Source organism: Agrobacterium sp. NPDC090283, from assembly GCF_044769685.1.
Classification (GTDB): Bacteria; Pseudomonadota; Alphaproteobacteria; order Rhizobiales; family Rhizobiaceae; genus Agrobacterium.
The window spans coordinates 256,957-273,084 of sequence record NZ_JBIVYG010000001.1 but is presented as its reverse complement, the minus strand read 5'-3'; the positions used below and the strand labels follow the sequence as shown (position 1 = coordinate 273,084).

Here is a 16,128-nt window from a genome sequence, read left to right as displayed (position 1 = left end):
CCAGCCCTGTTCCGTCTTTTGCGGAAGATTCGTTCGACTCTATTCGTTATGCGGCGAAGCTTTCAACCTTTTCATCAAAGATTGGCGGTTTGCCCCGTTCACAAGTTGATGTAAGACCGGATCGTCGCCTGCCGACGATATGAGGTCGTCCATTTTCCGGAGAACGTACACGGAATGAAGCGTTATGCCGGTTTCATCGCCCTGGGTCTTTTATCGCTTGCAGCACTGTGGTTCGCGCGGGAAAATCCGGCACCGATGAGCCCCGCCGGCAACCGGCAGACACAGCCCCAGTCGCAGACCACCGGGAATTCCCGGACGGACGCTCCAAGGCGCGACGTTTCCCAACAGGAGACCGAGAAAAACCCTGCGCCGCGCGGAAACGGGTTCGATTTTTACGTGCTGTCGCTCTCCTGGTCGCCGGCCTTCTGCGCCAGTTCCGAAGGCTCGGGCAACCGCCAGCAATGCGGCAGCGACAGGCGTTACGGTTTCGTGGTGCACGGGCTGTGGCCGCAGAACGAAAACGGCTATCCCGAATTCTGCCAAAGCAGCGAGCCCGAGCGGGTTCCGGATGCGATCGGCCGCACCATGTTCGACATCATGCCGTCGATGGGCCTGATCGGCCACCAGTGGCGCAAGCACGGCTCCTGCTCCGGCCTGTCGCAGAGGGACTATTTCTCGGCGACACGGGCCGCCTTCGAAGCCATCAGGTTGCCGGGGAAAATTTCCTCGGGCGCCGAAGCCGCCACACTTTCCGCCGACGCCATAGAAACCGCCTTCACCGACGCCAATCCCGGCCTGTCGAAACGTGGCATCTCCATCAGCTGCGACGGCAGGCGCCTCGAGGAAGTGCGTATCTGCCTCAACAGGGACATGACATTCCGCGATTGCCCCGAGCTTGACCGCAAGGGCTGCCGCGCCAACGCCACGGAAATCATCCCCATTCGCTAGAGCGCATCAAATGCGCTCTCTTTCCTGTCTTTACACATTTTCCAGACATAAAGCCGCTATCCAGTTTTATTGAATATTCCAGTCACCAGACGACAACCACAGGACCCGACCATGGAACTGCTCTACTCGCCCGCTTCCCCCTACTCCGCCAAGGTGCGCATGGCCGCGCGCCATCTCGGCATCGACATTACCTCCGTACGCGTCGACACCAATGCCGAGCCCGCAACGCTGATGGATAACAATCCGCTCGGCAAGATTCCGGTCCTGCTTCTGGATGAAGGCGGCTCGGTTTATGACAGCGTGGCGATCATGCATTATCTCGACCGTCTTTCAGGCGGCAAGCTCTACCCGAAAAAGAACGGCAAGCGCACGGATGTGGAAATTCTGGAGGCGCTGTGCGACGGCATCATGGATTGCCTGCTGGCCATCGTTTACGAGCGCCGCTACCGCCCGGAAGACAAGATCCACCAGCCATGGATCGACAAGCAGTGGAAAAAGGTCGTGAAGGGCCTCGACCATCTCAATGCGAACCTGCCGAAAACCGGCAAGAAGCTGCATGGCGGCCATTTCGCCCTTGCCGCGATGATCGGTTACCTGGACCTGCGTTTTGCCGGAGAATGGGCCGAAGGGCGCGAGGCGCTGGTCGCTTGGCCGGAAACCTTCGGCAAGCGTTTCGAAGCCTATACGGAAATGAAGGCCGCCGCCTGAGGCGGATGCAGAAGGATGCCTGGCCAGAAGGCCGGGCATTCTTCCCGACATCAATCCGACATAGACCGGAAAACAAAAAAGCCGGGGCGAAAACCCCGGCTTTTCCAATAGCGATCCTTGAGGGATCAGAACTTGACGCCGATACCGGCCTTGACCGAATGGTCGTCAAAACCACGCGAGAAGGCGTCGTTGCCGAGCGTGTAGTCCTTCTTCTGGTAGTCGCTGTAGCGATATTCCAGACGAGCGGTGATGTTGTCGGTGACCATGGCTTCTACACCGGCACCAACCGTGTAACCGAGAGCCGTGGCGCTGTCCTTGTCGACGCCGTCACGAACCTTGTTGTCGGAAACAGCAAGACCGGCCGTACCATAGAGCAGGAACGGGTTCATGTCGTAACCGACGCGGCCACGCAGCGAGCCGTTGACGCCCTGCTTGCCTTCGAAGGCGCGACCTGCGACCGTACCGGCGGAACCACGCTCGTCACCGAGGTTGACGTCTGCTTCCGCACCGTAAACCAGCTGGCCGTTCTGCCAGTTGTAACCGCCGTAGAGACCGCCGCCAGCGCCCTTGGCGTCACGACCGTCGTTGCTGGAGCTGAAACGGCCCCAATCGTAGTTGACGGTACCACCGAGGTAGGCGCCGGACCAATCCTTGACCGGCGCGGGCTGGTCGTAGGACACCGGTGCCTGCGGCACTTCATTTACGGCGTCAGCGGCGTGAGCAGCCGAAAAGCCGGCGGCTGCCATGGTCGAAGCCATAAGGGTTGCTACGAAAATACGCATGCTATTCTCCTTTCAGGACCGCTCTGTACTCAAAACATTGTTCTCAGACGCGGTGTAAACTCGTCGGGTTAATCGCCCCTCTGGAAACTGAATTTGATAGGAGAATGCGGAGATCAAAGAGCCAAAATGTGAATTGTTTGGGGCAGCGACGTGACTAGAATTAGACGTTGCCTAATTGCCACAAGGGGTTTATTAACCCTAACAGAAGCCTAATCAGCAATAGATCGCCTTTAAACTTAGTTATATTCAAATTAAACCGAAATTGCATTGTGAATAAAAAATCGCCCAATTCTTTTGGGGTCGACGGACAGCTTGCGATTTGCATTTATATCCAGCAAATAGGACGGATATGAGCAAATGCAGGTCCGCCGTGAAAGAAAATATACAAAAGACAGTCTTGATAACGGGAGCCGCCCGCCGGCTCGGGCGGGCAATCGCCACCGATCTGGCCGCCCATGGCTTTGCGATCGCCGTCCATGCCAATGAATCGATGGCGCAGGCGGAGGAATTCGCTAACGAAATAAGGCAAAAAGGTGGCAGGGCCACGGCTGTTCAGGCGGATTTGACACAATCGGCGCCGACCATGGCGCTTGTCGAAAAGGCCACTTCTGCCCTTGGCCCCATCGGCGTCGTCGTCAACAATGCGTCTGTTTTTCTCGCCGATACCGCAGAAACACCCGATCCTGATGTCTTCGATGCCCATTTCGCCGTGCATGTGCGGGCGCCCTCCCTCATCGCCGCCGCCTTTGTCGAGCAATTGCCGGCCGACAAATCCGGGCTGATCGTCAATATCATCGACCAGCGTGTGCTTGCGCTCACGCCGCGTTTTTACTCCTATACGCTTTCGAAATCGGCGCTGTGGACCGCCACACGCACCATGGCGCAAAGCTTTGCGCCACGTGTGCGGGTCAATGCCATCGGGCCCGGCCCCACCTTCAAAAGCGAAAGACAGGCGCCTCAGGACTTTCAGGCGCAGATCGACGGCCTTATATTAAAGCGTGGTCCCGCGCCGGATGAGTTCGGCCGGACGATTCGCTTTCTTTATGATACGCCGTCGGTCACCGGACAAATGATCGCGCTCGACGGCGGCCAGCACCTTGGCTGGGAAACCCCTGACGTGGCGGAGATAAATGAATGAACGGAAAGAAGCTGCCTGATGGCGGTATTCTCTTCGATGACACCGACGACGAAGACGACGATGCCAACCTTGCAGCGACGGATGCTGCCGAGGCGCCGCGCGACGTCGCCGGCATGGACTGGAATGCGGGCTGGAAAAACGAATCCGGCCTGAAGGGCATGGACCTCATCGGAGAATTCGTCAAACACCTGCCGAATTCGCCGGGTGTCTACCGCATGTTCAACGAGGCGGGCGACGTTCTTTACGTCGGCAAGGCACGCTCGCTGAAGAAGCGTGTCGGCAATTATGCGCAGGGCCGCGTGCATTCCAACCGCATCGCCCAGATGGTGCGTTTCACCACGCATATGGAGTTCGTCACCACCCGCACGGAGACCGAGGCGCTTCTGCTCGAAGCTAACCTCATCAAGCGCTTGCGGCCGCGCTTTAACGTGCTTTTGCGCGACGACAAGTCGTTTCCCTATATTCTCATCACCGCCGATAATCGCGCGCCGGCGATCTTCAAGCATCGTGGCGCCCGGGCGCGCAAGGGCGATTATTTCGGCCCCTTTGCGTCGGCCGGCGCCGTCGGCCGCACGATCAATTCGCTGCAGCGCGCCTTTTTGATTCGCACCTGCACCGACAGCGTGTTCGAGACCCGTACGCGCCCCTGTCTTCTTTATCAGATCAAGCGCTGTTCCGGCCCCTGTACGCATGAGATCAGCGATCAGGGGTATGAAGAACTCGTCAAGGAAGCCAAGGATTTCCTGTCCGGCAAAAGCCAGAGCGTCAAGACCGCGATTGCGCGGCAGATGAACGAGGCGGCCGAGGATTTGGATTTCGAGCGCGCTGCGGTCTATCGCGACCGGCTGGCAGCGCTGTCGCACGTCCAGAGCCATCAGGGCATCAATCCCGCCGGCATCGAGGAGGCGGATGTCTTCGCCATCCACCATGAAGGCGGCATTTCCTGTATTCAGGTGTTCTTTTTCCGCACCGGCCAGAACTGGGGCAACCGCGCCTATTTCCCGAAGGCCGATCCCTCTCTGCCCGGCTCGGAAATCCTCAACGCCTTCCTCGCGCAGTTTTACGACGACAAGCCGGTACCGAAGCAGATCCTGCTTTCCGAAACGGTGGAGGAACAGGAGCTGCTGGCTGCCGCGCTTGGCGAAAAGGCGGGGCACAAGGTTACGATCAGCGTGCCGCAGCGTGGCGAGAAGAAAGACATTACCGACCATGTTCTGGCCAATGCCCGCGAGGCGCATGGCCGCAAGCTGGCGGAAACCTCGTCTCAGGCGCGGCTGCTGAAAGGCTTTGCGGAGACCTTCGGTCTTTCCACCGTGCCGCGCCGCATCGAGATCTACGATAACTCGCACATCATGGGCACCAATGCCGTGGGCGGCATGGTGGTGGCGGGACCGGAAGGTTTCGTGAAGAACCAGTATCGCAAGTTCAACATCAAATCGACCGACATCACCCCCGGCGACGACTTCGGCATGATGCGCGAGGTGATGACCCGTCGCTTCTCACGCCTGCTGAAGGAAGAAGGCAAACCGGACCGCGAACGGGCGCCGACACCGGAAGAAGCGGCCGACATGCCCTTCCCCGCCTGGCCGGATGTGATCCTGATCGATGGCGGTCAGGGCCAGATGACGGCAGTGCGGGCCATTCTCGACGAACTCGGCATTCGCGACTGCGTGACGGCCATCGGCGTGGCGAAGGGTGTGGACCGCGAGGCGGGCCGCGAGCGTTTCTTTGCGGATGGGCGCAGCGATTTCTCCCTGCCGCCGCGCGATCCCGTGCTTTATTTCATCCAGCGCATGCGCGACGAGGCGCACCGCTTCGCCATCGGCTCCCACCGGGCGCGTCGCAAGAAGGAAATGGTGCGCAATCCGCTGGATGAAATCTCGGGAATCGGGCCGGGACGCAAACGCTCCCTGCTGCAGCATTTCGGCACGGCCAAGGCGGTTTCCCGCGCCGGTCTCAACGATCTGATGGCTGTTACCGGCATTTCCGAGACGGTCGCGCGGCAAATTTACAATCACTTCCACGAGAGCGGCGGCGATTGACGCAGAACGGTGAGACCGAACTGCTAAAAAAACATAATGACATGTTGACGCTATGCCCTGGCGGCGGCATCAAGGCAGCTGATCTTTGACTGACAGGTTTCCCATGGCTTCGCGCGCATACAGCATTCCCAACCTTCTCACCTATGGCCGTATTCTTGCGGTTCCTGTCATTGTCCTGTGCTTCTTCATCGAAGGAAAACTGGAAAGCTCGGATTTCGCGCGCTGGACGGCGTTGTGGCTGTTCATCATCGCCTCGCTCACCGATTTCCTCGACGGTTATCTGGCGCGGATCTGGAACCAGACCTCGAATATCGGCCGCATGCTGGACCCGATCGCCGACAAGCTGCTGGTGGCCTCCGTGCTGCTGTTGATGGCGGCGGACGGCACCATTGCCGGCTGGTCGCTCTGGGCCGCCATCACCATTCTCTGCCGCGAGATTCTGGTTTCCGGCCTGCGCGAATATCTGGCGGCGCTGAAGGTCAGCGTTCCCGTTACCCGCATCGCGAAGTGGAAAACCACGATCCAGATGGTCGCCATCGCCTTCCTGCTCGCCGGTCCGGCGGGCGACAAGGTGCTGCCCTACACGACCGAAATGGGCATCACCCTGCTGTGGATCGCGGCGGCGCTGACCATGTATACCGGCTATGACTACTTCAAGGCGGGCCTGAAACACATCGTGGACGAAGATTGATGACACGGATCGTTTATTTCGCCTGGGTTCGCGAAAAGATCGGCACGGACGAAGAGGCGTTGGATATCCCCTCTTCCGTCGCCACCGCCGGCGAACTGATCGCCTGGCTTGCGACACGCGGCGAAAATTACGAAGCGGCCTTCGAGTTTCCCGATGTGATCCGCGTTGCCGTCAATCAGGAACATGTCGAGCATGACGAGAGCATTGCCGGCGCCCGCGAGATCGGCATCTTCCCGCCCATGACGGGGGGATGAGCGGATGCGAAACGCCGTTCAGCCGACCGTGCGCGTACAGGCGGAGGATTTCGATGCCGCCGAAGAGACACGCCTGTTGACGCAGGGCGACGGAAGCATCGGCGCGGTCGTCGCTTTCACCGGGCTCTGCCGGGATGACGGCGGCACGCTGGCCGCACTCGAACTCGAACATTATCCCGGCATGGCGGAAGCGGAAATCACCCGCATTGCCAGACTGGCCATCGAGCGTTTCGGCCTTCTCGGCCTCACCGCCATCCACCGCCATGGCAAGATCGCCGCGGGCGAAAACATCGTCCTCGTCATCGCCGCCTCATCGCATCGACAGGCCGCCTTCGACGGCGCAAATTTCGTGATGGACTATCTCAAGACCTCAGCCCCGTTCTGGAAAAAGGAACATGGCAGGGATGGCACGGCGGGCGACTGGGTCACGGCAAAAACGATCGACGATACGGCGAAGGACAAGTGGCGATAGTGTTCCTTCTTTCTCGCATTTCCGGACGGAAAACCGCATTTCACTTTTCCTGGAAATGCTCTAAGGCGCTTCGACCCTGCTGCGCATGACAATCAGCCAGCCGACCAGCATCGCCAGAACCGCCGCATCCCGCCAGGCGACCGGACCGTAACCGACCCAGAATGTTTCCGCAAAGCCGACGGCGGCGGCTCCCAGACCGCAGATCAGCGGGCTGGCATAACCGCCAGCCGCCGAAATCAGCACCACCTTCAGGCCAAAGACAAGACCTGCGCCAAAATCCATGGTGCCGTAATAAAACGTGGCCAGCACGCCGGCAATGGCGGCAACGAGGCCCGCCGCGCAATAGGATACGAGAAATATCCTGCCCGCATTCACCCCGCATAGAGCGGCGGCGAGAGCATCGTCCGACACCGCCTTCCAGCGCCTGCCGAAACCGGAACGGCTGAGATAAAGCGAGCCTGCGAGAATGAGCAGGCAGAAGGCCGCCGTGTTCAGCATCTGCAACGGCGTCAGGGTCACGGCAAAGCCCGCTTCTGCCCAGAAATGCACCGGTTCAGACAGAAGCGGCGGCAGCCATAATTGCCTTGTGTCGGCAGCCAGCCTCGCGCTTTCGGTCAGCGCGATCAGCACACCGACGGAGGCCACGGTGACCGCATTGGGAGAGGCTTTCGCCAGCGGCCGCATCACCGCCCTGCCGACAAAACCCGCCGCCCAGAGCCCGCCGAACAGGCCCGCCCCTGCCCCGAACGCCAGGGTTGCCGGCAAAACCAGCCACAACCGGTTCCAGCCGAAGTCGGCAAAGAGCAGGCAGGTCTGGCCGGCAAAGGCGAATATGGCCCCATAGGTGACATCGGCGCGTTTTGTGACGGAAAAGGCGATGGCATAACCAAAGGCCAGGACCGCATAAAGCGAGGCTACCGGCACGGCATTCAGCAATTGTTGCAGGAAATAGGCCAAGCGCATCCTCCCGCGATGATTATAACTGTTAAAACTGATTTTGACAGTTATAATATGCCGCATGACCTTTCGCTGGACAGAACATCGTTTCGCAGGCGGCGCATTGGCGCTGGATGTCGCCAATAGCGTCATCCTGCGCTCGGATGCGGCAAAAACGGTCGACCGTTTTGCCGTGCCGGCCCAGATCGCCGCCTTTGCCGAGGCCGCGATGCAGCTTGGTGCGGAGCGTGACAGGTTTCCCGCGCTCATTGCGCCCGACGCGGAAAACCGGCCGGTTTTTCTCGCACTTCGCGAGGCTGTCGATGATTATTTCCGCGCATCCGTCACCGGCGGCGGAAAAGACGGCGACGGCAGGCTGGCCGGGCTCCTCTTCGCCTGCGGCACGGCGCTGCGGACATTCCCGCGTGCCGAAAACCTCGGCAACGCCACCGCCCATTCCACGCTCTCGCTGCTTGCGGGCGAAACACAGGAACGACTGCGGATCTGCGGCAATTGCGGCTGGCTTTTCATTGACCGCAGCAAGAACAGAAGCCGAATCTGGTGCGACATGGCGGTGTGCGGCAACCGGCAGAAAGCCAGCCGGCACTATCACCGGAAGAAGGAGGTGCAGACATGAAAAGAATTGCCCTTCCATTGCTGGCGATTGCGGGAATGCTCGCTCTTTCCGGTTGCCAGCGCGACGAACCGCGCGAGGTGGCCAAGATTTCCGGCCGCATGTTCGTTTTCAACTACCGCGTCGCCATCGCCACCTATCTGGTGACCCTTCAGCGCATTGCCCCCATTCGCGATGGCAGCACCATTGAGGCGACGTTCGAAAACCCGCGCGGGGGCCCGGACCTCAACAGCCGCGAGAAGATTTTCCCGAAGGACGAAAAGATCACCATTCAGAGCCCGCCGGTCGAATGCGTGAAGCAGGACCGGCCCTACAGGGTCACCCTCCGCATCAAGGGGCCGGAAGGCGATATTCTGCAGACGATCGAAACCACGATCCGTTCCGACACCGACCAGTCGCTTCTTCCCGCCAAGCCGCTGGTGGTTGGCCCGCTCTATACGCCTAATCCGGAGGTGTTCAAACCTGACGGCACGACGGATATGCGGCCGGTTCAGGGGTGCCCGGCGTCGTAACAAGAAATTGCAATCTTTCGGCTGAGGTCCCTGTAAGAGGTGGCAAACCTCTCTTCCGTCATGCCGGGCTTGACCCGGCATCCAGCAGCCGCGCGTCTGCGTGGCGTAAGACTTTTTGCGATCAAGGACTTGATCGCGCTGGACCCCGGATCCAGTCCGGGGTGACGGAGTATGGAGCGAGGTCTCCGCAAAAATGCGTCGTCTTGCGGGCAGCGCTCCAAAACAAAAAAAACGGAGCCTTTCGGCTCCGTTTCTTCGAGTCTTTTCAGCAACTTCAACCAACCGCCTGAAACAACGATTCAAGCCGTTGAGATTTTGAATCAGCCGACGATTTCGGTTTCGGCGAACCAGTAGGCGATTTCCTGTGCGGCGGTTTCCGGGGCGTCGGAGCCGTGAACGGAGTTTTCACCGATGGAGAGCGCGAAGGTCTTGCGAATGGTGCCTTCAGCGGCCTGGGCCGGGTTGGTGGCGCCCATGATTTCGCGGTTCTTGAGGATGGCGTTTTCGCCTTCCAGAACCTGAACGATGGTCGGGCCGGAGGTCATGCCTTCAACGAGTTCGCCGAAGAAGGGACGCTCCTTGTGAACGGCGTAGAAGCCTTCGGCTTCGCGCTTGCTCATCCAGACGCGCTTGGAGGCGACGACGCGCAGGCCGTTGTCTTCAAATACCTTGGTGATCGCGCCCGTGAGGTTACGCTTGGTTGCGTCCGGCTTGATCATCGAAAATGTGCGTTCAATCGCCATGTGTCCGTTTCCTTTTCCTTCAGAGAAAGTGGGCGGTCTTTACCCGCCCAAAGGCCCGAAAACAAGGGGGATCGACGAGATTGCGACGATGACGCCAGACATTTCACGCCGCTGTCACACTGCGGCCCCTCGCATCGTAGAGATCGAGGCAACCTTCGAACCAGTCCCGCACCGGGTCATTATCGGAAAACAGATCGGCCCCGGTGGTGATGCGCGCCCATTGCAGCGCGCCGAACACGATGTAGTCGGAAAAGAGCGGCGATGTGCCGCCGATGAAGGGCTGGAAGCTCAACATGCGGCGGATCGGCGTCAACAATGCGGGAAACGCAGCGATTTCCGTCTCGCGATTGGCCACCACATCCTCAAGCGGGCGGCCGAGCACTTTCGTGCGGCTGTCGCGGAAATAGCGGCGATCCGGCTCATCCAGCATGTTGTGGATATCGAGTACGGCGATGCGGGTAATCGCCGGGTGAAGCACCGTCTGCGACCAGCTTTCGACGAAACGGGCCATGGCCTTGCCGCCCTCGCCGTTAAACAGCGACGGGCGCTCCGGATAGGCCTCATCCAGATAGAGGGCGATTTCGAAACTGTCGCTCACCAGCTGGTCGCCGTCGCGCAGGATCGGCACGGTCTTCGAAAAACCATCCTCCACCGTCGGGATCACCGTGAAGGGCAAAGGCCGCTCCTCGAAATCCAGCCCCTTATGGGCGAGCGAAAGCACGGTTTTCCAGCAATGGGGAGAAAATGGCCGGGAAGTATCGCTTCCGCACAGCGAATAGAGCGTTCTGGAAGTCGTCATGGGCTACCCCTCTTCTGCAACATCGATGGAGCGATATAAGAACGGCGCAAGCATGAAATCAAATCAGGATTTGTCATGCAATCGATCAAGGCGCGCGGGTGTTCCGCCACTTTTGCCGACATGGAAATTTTCGCTTCGCAGCGCCAAAAATTTTTGTGGATTCAGTCAATTTTAAACCGTTGCTTGTAAGAATATCCCCATTCATCAATCGGTCATCGCCGGTCTATTTATAATAATCTATCGGTATTGGGGCTGTCAGTGACGACATCGGCGGGCGATAAGAAACGTGAACAGGCAAGAAGTTCTCTTGTCGTTACCAAAATCGCCCAATTCATCGCCAAGATGAACATTGCGCCTTTGCCGCGCAATTACGAACTGATCTATGAAATATTGTCGGGCCACAACCCGGCCATGGGCCGCGATATTCTCGCGCTCGGCAATGCGCCGCGACAGCACGAGATCGATCTTATCGGCCAACGGCACAATCTGCCGGGCTTTTCCCGGATCGAGGCCGAACAGATGGCGAGCGAGGCCTTCGATACGCTGACGCAGATTTCCGCGCGGCTTGAGGCAAGCCTGCAGCGCACAGAAACTTTCATGGATGGCCTCCAGCAGGACGAAGAGGGTGAGCCGCCCGCGACGGAGCGTTTTCTGGAACTTTTGGGCGACATTCACGAGGAGCAGACGAGCCTCCGGCATTTCATTGCCATGGGCCTGGTGAAAATCCGCGAAGCCGAAAGAAACCGGGTGGAACTTCAGGCGGCCTCGCTGCGCGACAGCTTGACGGCGCTTCCCAACCGGGCCGCCTTTCTGGAAAAGCTCGGCGCCCTTTTTGCCAAGGATCGGGCCGCCTCCGCCACCTCGCTGGTGTTGCTCGACATCGACCATTTCCGGGAAATCAACGGCAAATATGGTTCTTCCGCCGGCAACAAGGCGCTGCGAAGGCTCGCCGCCCTGTTTCGCAAGACCATCAAGAAGGACGATTTCGTCGCACGCATCGGCGGCGATGAATTTGCCTTTCTGTTTGCCGGCGTGCCGCAGAATACGGCCGAGGCCATTGCGGAGCGGCTGCGGCAGAGCGTTGAGGCCTTGCGTTTTGCGACGAGCGGCGGCGATGGCGAGCACCTGACCGTTTCGATCGGTGTCGCGGAGGTGGATGGCACCGCCACGGCCGCCGAATTTTTCGGCCATGCCGAACTCGCTCTGCTCTCCGCCCGCTGCGGCGCGCGCAACTGCGTCGTCGGTTACTCGCGGGAGGTGGCGCAGCACAGCCGCACCAGCTATCTGGCGCAGCTCGGCGATTGATACCGTAATCTCACCCGATGTGGCGCGCGCGCTCTTGCCTTGGCCAGACAGTTCGGCCAAAACGGCGCCATGATTACGATTACCGATCTTTCCGCCCGCATCGCCGGGCGTCTGCTTCTTGACCATGCCAGCGTGACGCTTCCCGCCGGTGTGAAGGCGGGCCTTGTTGGCCGCAACGGCGCTGGCAAATCCACCCTGTTCAGAGTCATCACCGGCGATTTTTCGGCGGAAAGCGGTTCGGTAACGATCCCGAAACAGGCGCGCATCGGCCAGGTCGCGCAGGAAGCGCCGGGCACCGAAGAATCGCTGATTTCCATCGTGCTTTCCGCCGACAAGGAGCGCAGCGCGCTGCTGGCCGAGGCCGAAACCGCAACCGATCCACACCGGATCGCCGAAATCCAGATGCGGCTTGTCGATATCGACGCCCATTCGGCCGAAGCGCGCGCCTCCAGCATTCTTGCCGGTCTCGGTTTCGATCACGAGGCGCAGCTTCGCCCCGCCTCCTCCTTCTCCGGCGGCTGGCGCATGCGCGTGGCGCTTGCCTCGGTGCTGTTTGCCGAACCGGACCTGCTGCTGCTCGACGAGCCGACCAACTATCTCGATCTCGAAGGCACGCTCTGGCTGGAAGATTATATCAGGCGTTATCCGCATACCGTCATCATCATCAGCCATGACCGCGATCTTCTGAACAATGCCGTCAATTCCATCGTGCATCTCGACCAGAAGAAGCTGACCTTCTATCGCGGCGGTTATGACCAGTTCGAGCGGCAGAAGGCCGAGGCCGACGAATTGCAGATGAAGGCGAAGGCGAAAAACGATGCCGCGCGCAAACATCTGCAAAGCTTCATCGACCGTTTCCGCGCCAAGGCCACCAAGGCGCGGCAGGCGCAGAGCCGCATCAAGGCGCTGGAGCGCATGGGCACGGTTGCCGCCGTTATCGAGGATCATGTCCAGCCGATCACCTTCCCCGAGCCGGAAAAGCAGCCCGCTTCCCCCATCGTCGCGATCAATGGCGGCGCCGTTGGTTACGCGCCCGGCAAATCCATTCTGAAGCAGCTCAATCTCAGGATCGACAATGACGACCGCATCGCGCTGCTCGGCTCGAACGGCAACGGCAAGTCCACCTTCGCGAAATTCATCTCCGGCCGGCTTGCGCCGCAGGCGGGCGATCTTCGTGTAGCGCCTGGCCTCAAGATCGGCTTTTTCGCGCAGCACCAGCTCGATGACCTCGTGCCGGATGAAACGCCGGTCGAACATGTGCGCAAGCTGATGCCGCTGGCGCCTGAAGCGCAGGTGCGCGCACGTGTGGCGCAGATGGGCCTTGCAACGGAAAAAATGGCGACGGCGGCGAAGGATCTGTCCGGAGGAGAAAAGGCTCGCCTGTTGATGGGACTTGCGGCGTTCCATGCGCCGAACCTTCTGATCCTCGACGAACCGACCAACCATCTCGACATTGACAGCCGCCGGGCGCTGATCGAGGCGCTGAACGATTATGATGGCGCAGTGATCCTGATCTCGCATGACCGCCACCTCATCGAAGCGACGGTGGACCGGCTGTGGCTGGTGGCAGACGGCACGGTCAAGACCTTCGAAGGCGACATGGAGGAATATCGCGATCTCGTCGTTTCCTCCGGCAGAAAGAAAGACGACAAGACCGATGCCGGCGCCGATCAGGCCTCGAAGGCCGACCAGCGCAAGGCAAGCGCGGAAAAGCGCGCCCAACTGGCGCCGCTCAAGAAAAAGATCAACGAAATCGAATCCCTGACGGCGAAGCTTGAGAAACTGATTCAGTCTCTCGACACCGAACTGGCCGACCCTGCCCTCTACGAAAAGGCACCCGCCAAGGCCGCACAGAAAGTGAAGGAGCGGGGCGAAGCCGCAAGCAAGCTTTCAGACGCAGAGGAACAATGGCTGCTGCTTTCGAGCGAATATGAGGACGCGATGGCATCGTGATGGGCGGCAACAACGAGGAGCTCAGTCGGCACCCCGTTCCGCCGGCGCAAATGTCTTCCTGCGCGCCAGAAGCAATCGAATGGAACTGCCACGGACGGCCTGCCCGTCCGTGACGCTTTCATCCCTAAAGGCAAATCACGGCGCAACTCCCCCGGCATGCATCAGGCGCATTTCCTCTGAGGCAGCAGGCGTTCAAGGGGAACGGCGGGCGAATAAAGATAGCCCTGCCCGAAGCGGATGCCCATCTGCATCAACATCCGGCTCTGCTCCTCGGTCTCTATGCCCTCCGTGACAAGCTTGGCGCCATATCGTTCGGCACTTTCAAAAGCGAGCACAACGGCATCCCTGAAGCGTGCCTGATCGAGCCGGGATGTCATCCAATGATCGATCTTCACCTCTTCGAAGGGAAACCTTGCCAGCAGAGTGAGCGCGGCGTAGCCAGTGCCGAAATCATCGAGCGCCAACCTTATGCCGGCTGCAAACAGCGCATCGAAATTGTGCTGCACGGCATCGATGCTCGGCATCTTGCTCATTTCCGTCACCTCGATCGACAGCCGATATGCCGGGACCGCCGCCGCCTGCAGCAAGGCCACCACCCTCTCCCCGAAACGCGCGGTCGCAAAAGACGAAGCGGAGATATTCACGGCGAGATGGAAATCCGCATCGACATCCCGTAACTCGGCAAGGTCGCGAACCACCGCCTCGATGGTCGACCATTCGAAATCCACCAGCAGCCGGTGGCGTTCGGCGATCTCCAGCACATAATAGGGCGAAAGCGCCTGCCCATGTGTGTCGACCGCCCGTAAAAGCGCCTCGGCGCCGACCATGCGGCGGGTGTGAATTTCAAACTTGGGCTGATAAAATATCGGCGGCCTTCCATTTTTGATCCAACGGACCAGCATCTGCCGCACGCCCTCGTCCCGTGCCGCTTTCTCGGCGAAAGAGAAGGGGAAAATCTGCACGGGATTTTCGCTCCGTCTCAGCGCCAGGCTGAGATGCCTGAGGAAGGAGGCAACGTTTTGATCCGGGACCATTTCCAGATTCGCCGCACCGAGTTTGAAATGCGGGACCGGACCTGCCTCCGCGGTTCGGAAAAAGGAGATCAGCCCCTCGTGCAGATGCATGACAAGGCTGGCGCTTTCCGATTTCTCCAGCGAAATCCCCGCAACGACCACCGCAAGCGTCGCGTCTCCAAACATGAAGCTGCGTGGCGCATTGGCCTTCGACAACAGACCGTTATCGTCGTCACAGACTTCCTGCGCCAGTTTGGGCCAGAAAAGATCGGCCCAATCCTCGCCCTGATAGGCCGCGACATCGGCAATATTGACGATTTCGATCAGCAGCAGCGCGTGCGGCACGGCCGGTGTCTGGCGTGTCGTCATTTCGATATGGTCTTTGAGCGCGCGCCGGTTGGGCAGGCCGGTCAGCGAATCCGTCCGCGCGGCAACGTCGCGTTTTTTAGCCGCGTCCCGCGCCCGCGCTTCGCTGCGCAGGACAAGGAAAAGGCAGGCGATCATCGGCAGGCCGACACTCGCGCCGACAATGCGACGTCCGACATTGCTCAGAAACAGCTCTTCACCGATCATGCCGAGGAGGTAAGTCATGGAAATCGCGAACAGCGCCGCAAAAATCCTGATCGCGAAAACCCCTGTAATCTCCCGTATGCCGAGTTCGGTGAGACGGCGCCCGCGCATCCAGCCATAGACGGCGATGCCGAAAGCGGAGATGATGCTCATGTCCAGAAGTGCCGCCCCAAAAAAGGCGGGACCGCCGAACAGGTAACGCGCCGCGGAGATAAACGCCAGACCTATCAATCCGCCCTGCCAGGATCCAAGCACCCCCGCCAGAAACAACAGGTCCGAGCGGATATAGGGCTTGGACGGCAGCTGGATGAACTCGGAAACCAGGAGCGTCAGCAGAAAGCCGGTCACTCCGAAAACCACCCCGTAATAAACCTTATAACGCACGTCATTAAAAGCGATGGTCCGGTGCAGGAGCATCAGCACGGACAACATGCCAACCACGGCCGCCGCCTGAAGCAGCAGGAATGGAAGTTCGGCGGCGGATGCAGCCGCCTGGGCAACGATCAATTCCATCATTTGTAACTCACGGTTAAATATCGGCGCTGGCGCCCGAATTTCAGCACCTAGCCTTCACAAATCCAGCTTTTGCGCAGGGATAAAAAACAGCATTATCGCCGCCTGATCCGGG

Annotated in this window: 16 protein-coding genes; 11 read left to right on the top strand and 5 right to left on the bottom strand. The window is 59.7% G+C overall.

The features are described 5' to 3' along the window. Window positions 1–174: 174 nt before the first annotated feature. Together ACIQUH_RS01385 and ACIQUH_RS01380 are read left to right on the top strand one after the other, a co-directional pair. Window positions 175–948 (top strand): ribonuclease, encoded by a 774-nt coding sequence (locus ACIQUH_RS01385; RefSeq protein ID WP_400812020.1) that lies wholly within the window; start codon window positions 175–177, stop codon window positions 946–948. 111 nt (window positions 949–1,059) lie between these two features. Continuing rightward, complete coding sequence (locus ACIQUH_RS01380; RefSeq protein WP_400812018.1) at window positions 1,060–1,656, top strand: glutathione S-transferase; 597 nt, start codon at window positions 1,060–1,062, stop codon at window positions 1,654–1,656. Between the two features lie 125 nt (window positions 1,657–1,781). On the opposite strand, the gene ACIQUH_RS01375 is transcribed toward ACIQUH_RS01380, so the two are convergent. Next, on the bottom strand, window positions 1,782–2,438 hold the full coding sequence (locus tag ACIQUH_RS01375; RefSeq protein WP_400812016.1) for an outer membrane protein: 657 nt from the start codon (window positions 2,436–2,438) through the stop codon (window positions 1,782–1,784). A gap of 349 nt (window positions 2,439–2,787) precedes the next feature. Here ACIQUH_RS01375 and ACIQUH_RS01370 point away from each other — a divergent pair, with 349 nt between their 5' ends. From ACIQUH_RS01370 to ACIQUH_RS01350, 5 genes are all read left to right on the top strand, one after another. After that, window positions 2,788–3,576 carry an SDR family oxidoreductase gene (locus tag ACIQUH_RS01370; protein ID WP_400812014.1) on the top strand — a complete coding sequence of 263 codons (789 nt, stop codon included), beginning with the start codon at window positions 2,788–2,790 and terminating at the stop codon, window positions 3,574–3,576. Further along, the gene (gene uvrC, locus ACIQUH_RS01365; RefSeq protein ID WP_400812012.1) at window positions 3,573–5,618 is read left to right on the top strand and encodes an excinuclease ABC subunit UvrC; all 2,046 of its coding nucleotides are present in this window, start codon (window positions 3,573–3,575) and stop codon (window positions 5,616–5,618) included. Before ACIQUH_RS01370 ends, uvrC begins: the two co-directional genes overlap by 4 nt. Before the next feature lie 103 nt (window positions 5,619–5,721). Next, complete coding sequence (pgsA, locus tag ACIQUH_RS01360; protein WP_059752461.1) at window positions 5,722–6,309, top strand: CDP-diacylglycerol--glycerol-3-phosphate 3-phosphatidyltransferase; 588 nt, start codon at window positions 5,722–5,724, stop codon at window positions 6,307–6,309. Continuing rightward, window positions 6,309–6,563 (top strand): molybdopterin converting factor subunit 1, encoded by a 255-nt coding sequence (gene moaD, locus ACIQUH_RS01355; protein WP_400812010.1) that lies wholly within the window; start codon window positions 6,309–6,311, stop codon window positions 6,561–6,563. Before pgsA ends, moaD begins: the two co-directional genes overlap by 1 nt. A gap of 4 nt (window positions 6,564–6,567) precedes the next feature. Beyond that, a complete protein-coding gene (locus ACIQUH_RS01350; protein WP_400812008.1) occupies window positions 6,568–7,035 on the top strand; it encodes a molybdenum cofactor biosynthesis protein MoaE in 468 nt (155 codons plus the stop codon). 60 nt (window positions 7,036–7,095) lie between these two features. On the opposite strand, the gene ACIQUH_RS01345 is transcribed toward ACIQUH_RS01350, so the two are convergent. Continuing rightward, a complete protein-coding gene (locus tag ACIQUH_RS01345) occupies window positions 7,096–7,992 on the bottom strand; it encodes a branched-chain amino acid ABC transporter permease (protein ID WP_400812006.1) in 897 nt (298 codons plus the stop codon). A 61-nt stretch (window positions 7,993–8,053) separates the two neighbouring features. On the opposite strand from ACIQUH_RS01345, the gene ACIQUH_RS01340 reads away from it, so the two are divergent. Both ACIQUH_RS01340 and ACIQUH_RS01335 read left to right on the top strand, forming a co-directional pair. Then, entirely contained in the window at window positions 8,054–8,608 is a 555-nt protein-coding gene (locus tag ACIQUH_RS01340; RefSeq protein WP_400812005.1) for a CGNR zinc finger domain-containing protein, read from the top strand. Next, window positions 8,605–9,117 (top strand): hypothetical protein, encoded by a 513-nt coding sequence (locus ACIQUH_RS01335; RefSeq protein ID WP_400812004.1) that lies wholly within the window; start codon window positions 8,605–8,607, stop codon window positions 9,115–9,117. Before ACIQUH_RS01340 ends, ACIQUH_RS01335 begins: the two co-directional genes overlap by 4 nt. A gap of 320 nt (window positions 9,118–9,437) precedes the next feature. On the opposite strand, the gene ndk is transcribed toward ACIQUH_RS01335, so the two are convergent. Together ndk and ACIQUH_RS01325 are read right to left on the bottom strand one after the other, a co-directional pair. Beyond that, on the bottom strand, window positions 9,438–9,860 hold the full coding sequence (gene ndk / locus ACIQUH_RS01330; RefSeq protein ID WP_003496769.1) for a nucleoside-diphosphate kinase: 423 nt from the start codon (window positions 9,858–9,860) through the stop codon (window positions 9,438–9,440). A gap of 103 nt (window positions 9,861–9,963) precedes the next feature. Then, window positions 9,964–10,659, bottom strand: a complete 696-nt coding sequence (locus tag ACIQUH_RS01325; protein ID WP_400812003.1) for a glutathione S-transferase family protein — start codon at window positions 10,657–10,659, stop codon at window positions 9,964–9,966. A gap of 258 nt (window positions 10,660–10,917) precedes the next feature. On the opposite strand from ACIQUH_RS01325, the gene ACIQUH_RS01320 reads away from it, so the two are divergent. Together ACIQUH_RS01320 and ACIQUH_RS01315 are read left to right on the top strand one after the other, a co-directional pair. Further along, a complete protein-coding gene (locus tag ACIQUH_RS01320; protein WP_400812001.1) occupies window positions 10,918–11,964 on the top strand; it encodes a GGDEF domain-containing protein in 1,047 nt (348 codons plus the stop codon). Between the two features lie 69 nt (window positions 11,965–12,033). Next, on the top strand, window positions 12,034–13,917 hold the full coding sequence (locus ACIQUH_RS01315; RefSeq protein ID WP_400811999.1) for an ABC-F family ATP-binding cassette domain-containing protein: 1,884 nt from the start codon (window positions 12,034–12,036) through the stop codon (window positions 13,915–13,917). Between the two features lie 161 nt (window positions 13,918–14,078). Here ACIQUH_RS01315 and ACIQUH_RS01310 read toward each other — a convergent pair whose 3' ends face one another. Beyond that, the gene (locus ACIQUH_RS01310; protein ID WP_400811998.1) at window positions 14,079–16,016 is read right to left on the bottom strand and encodes an EAL domain-containing protein; all 1,938 of its coding nucleotides are present in this window, start codon (window positions 16,014–16,016) and stop codon (window positions 14,079–14,081) included. Window positions 16,017–16,128 lie beyond the last annotated feature (112 nt).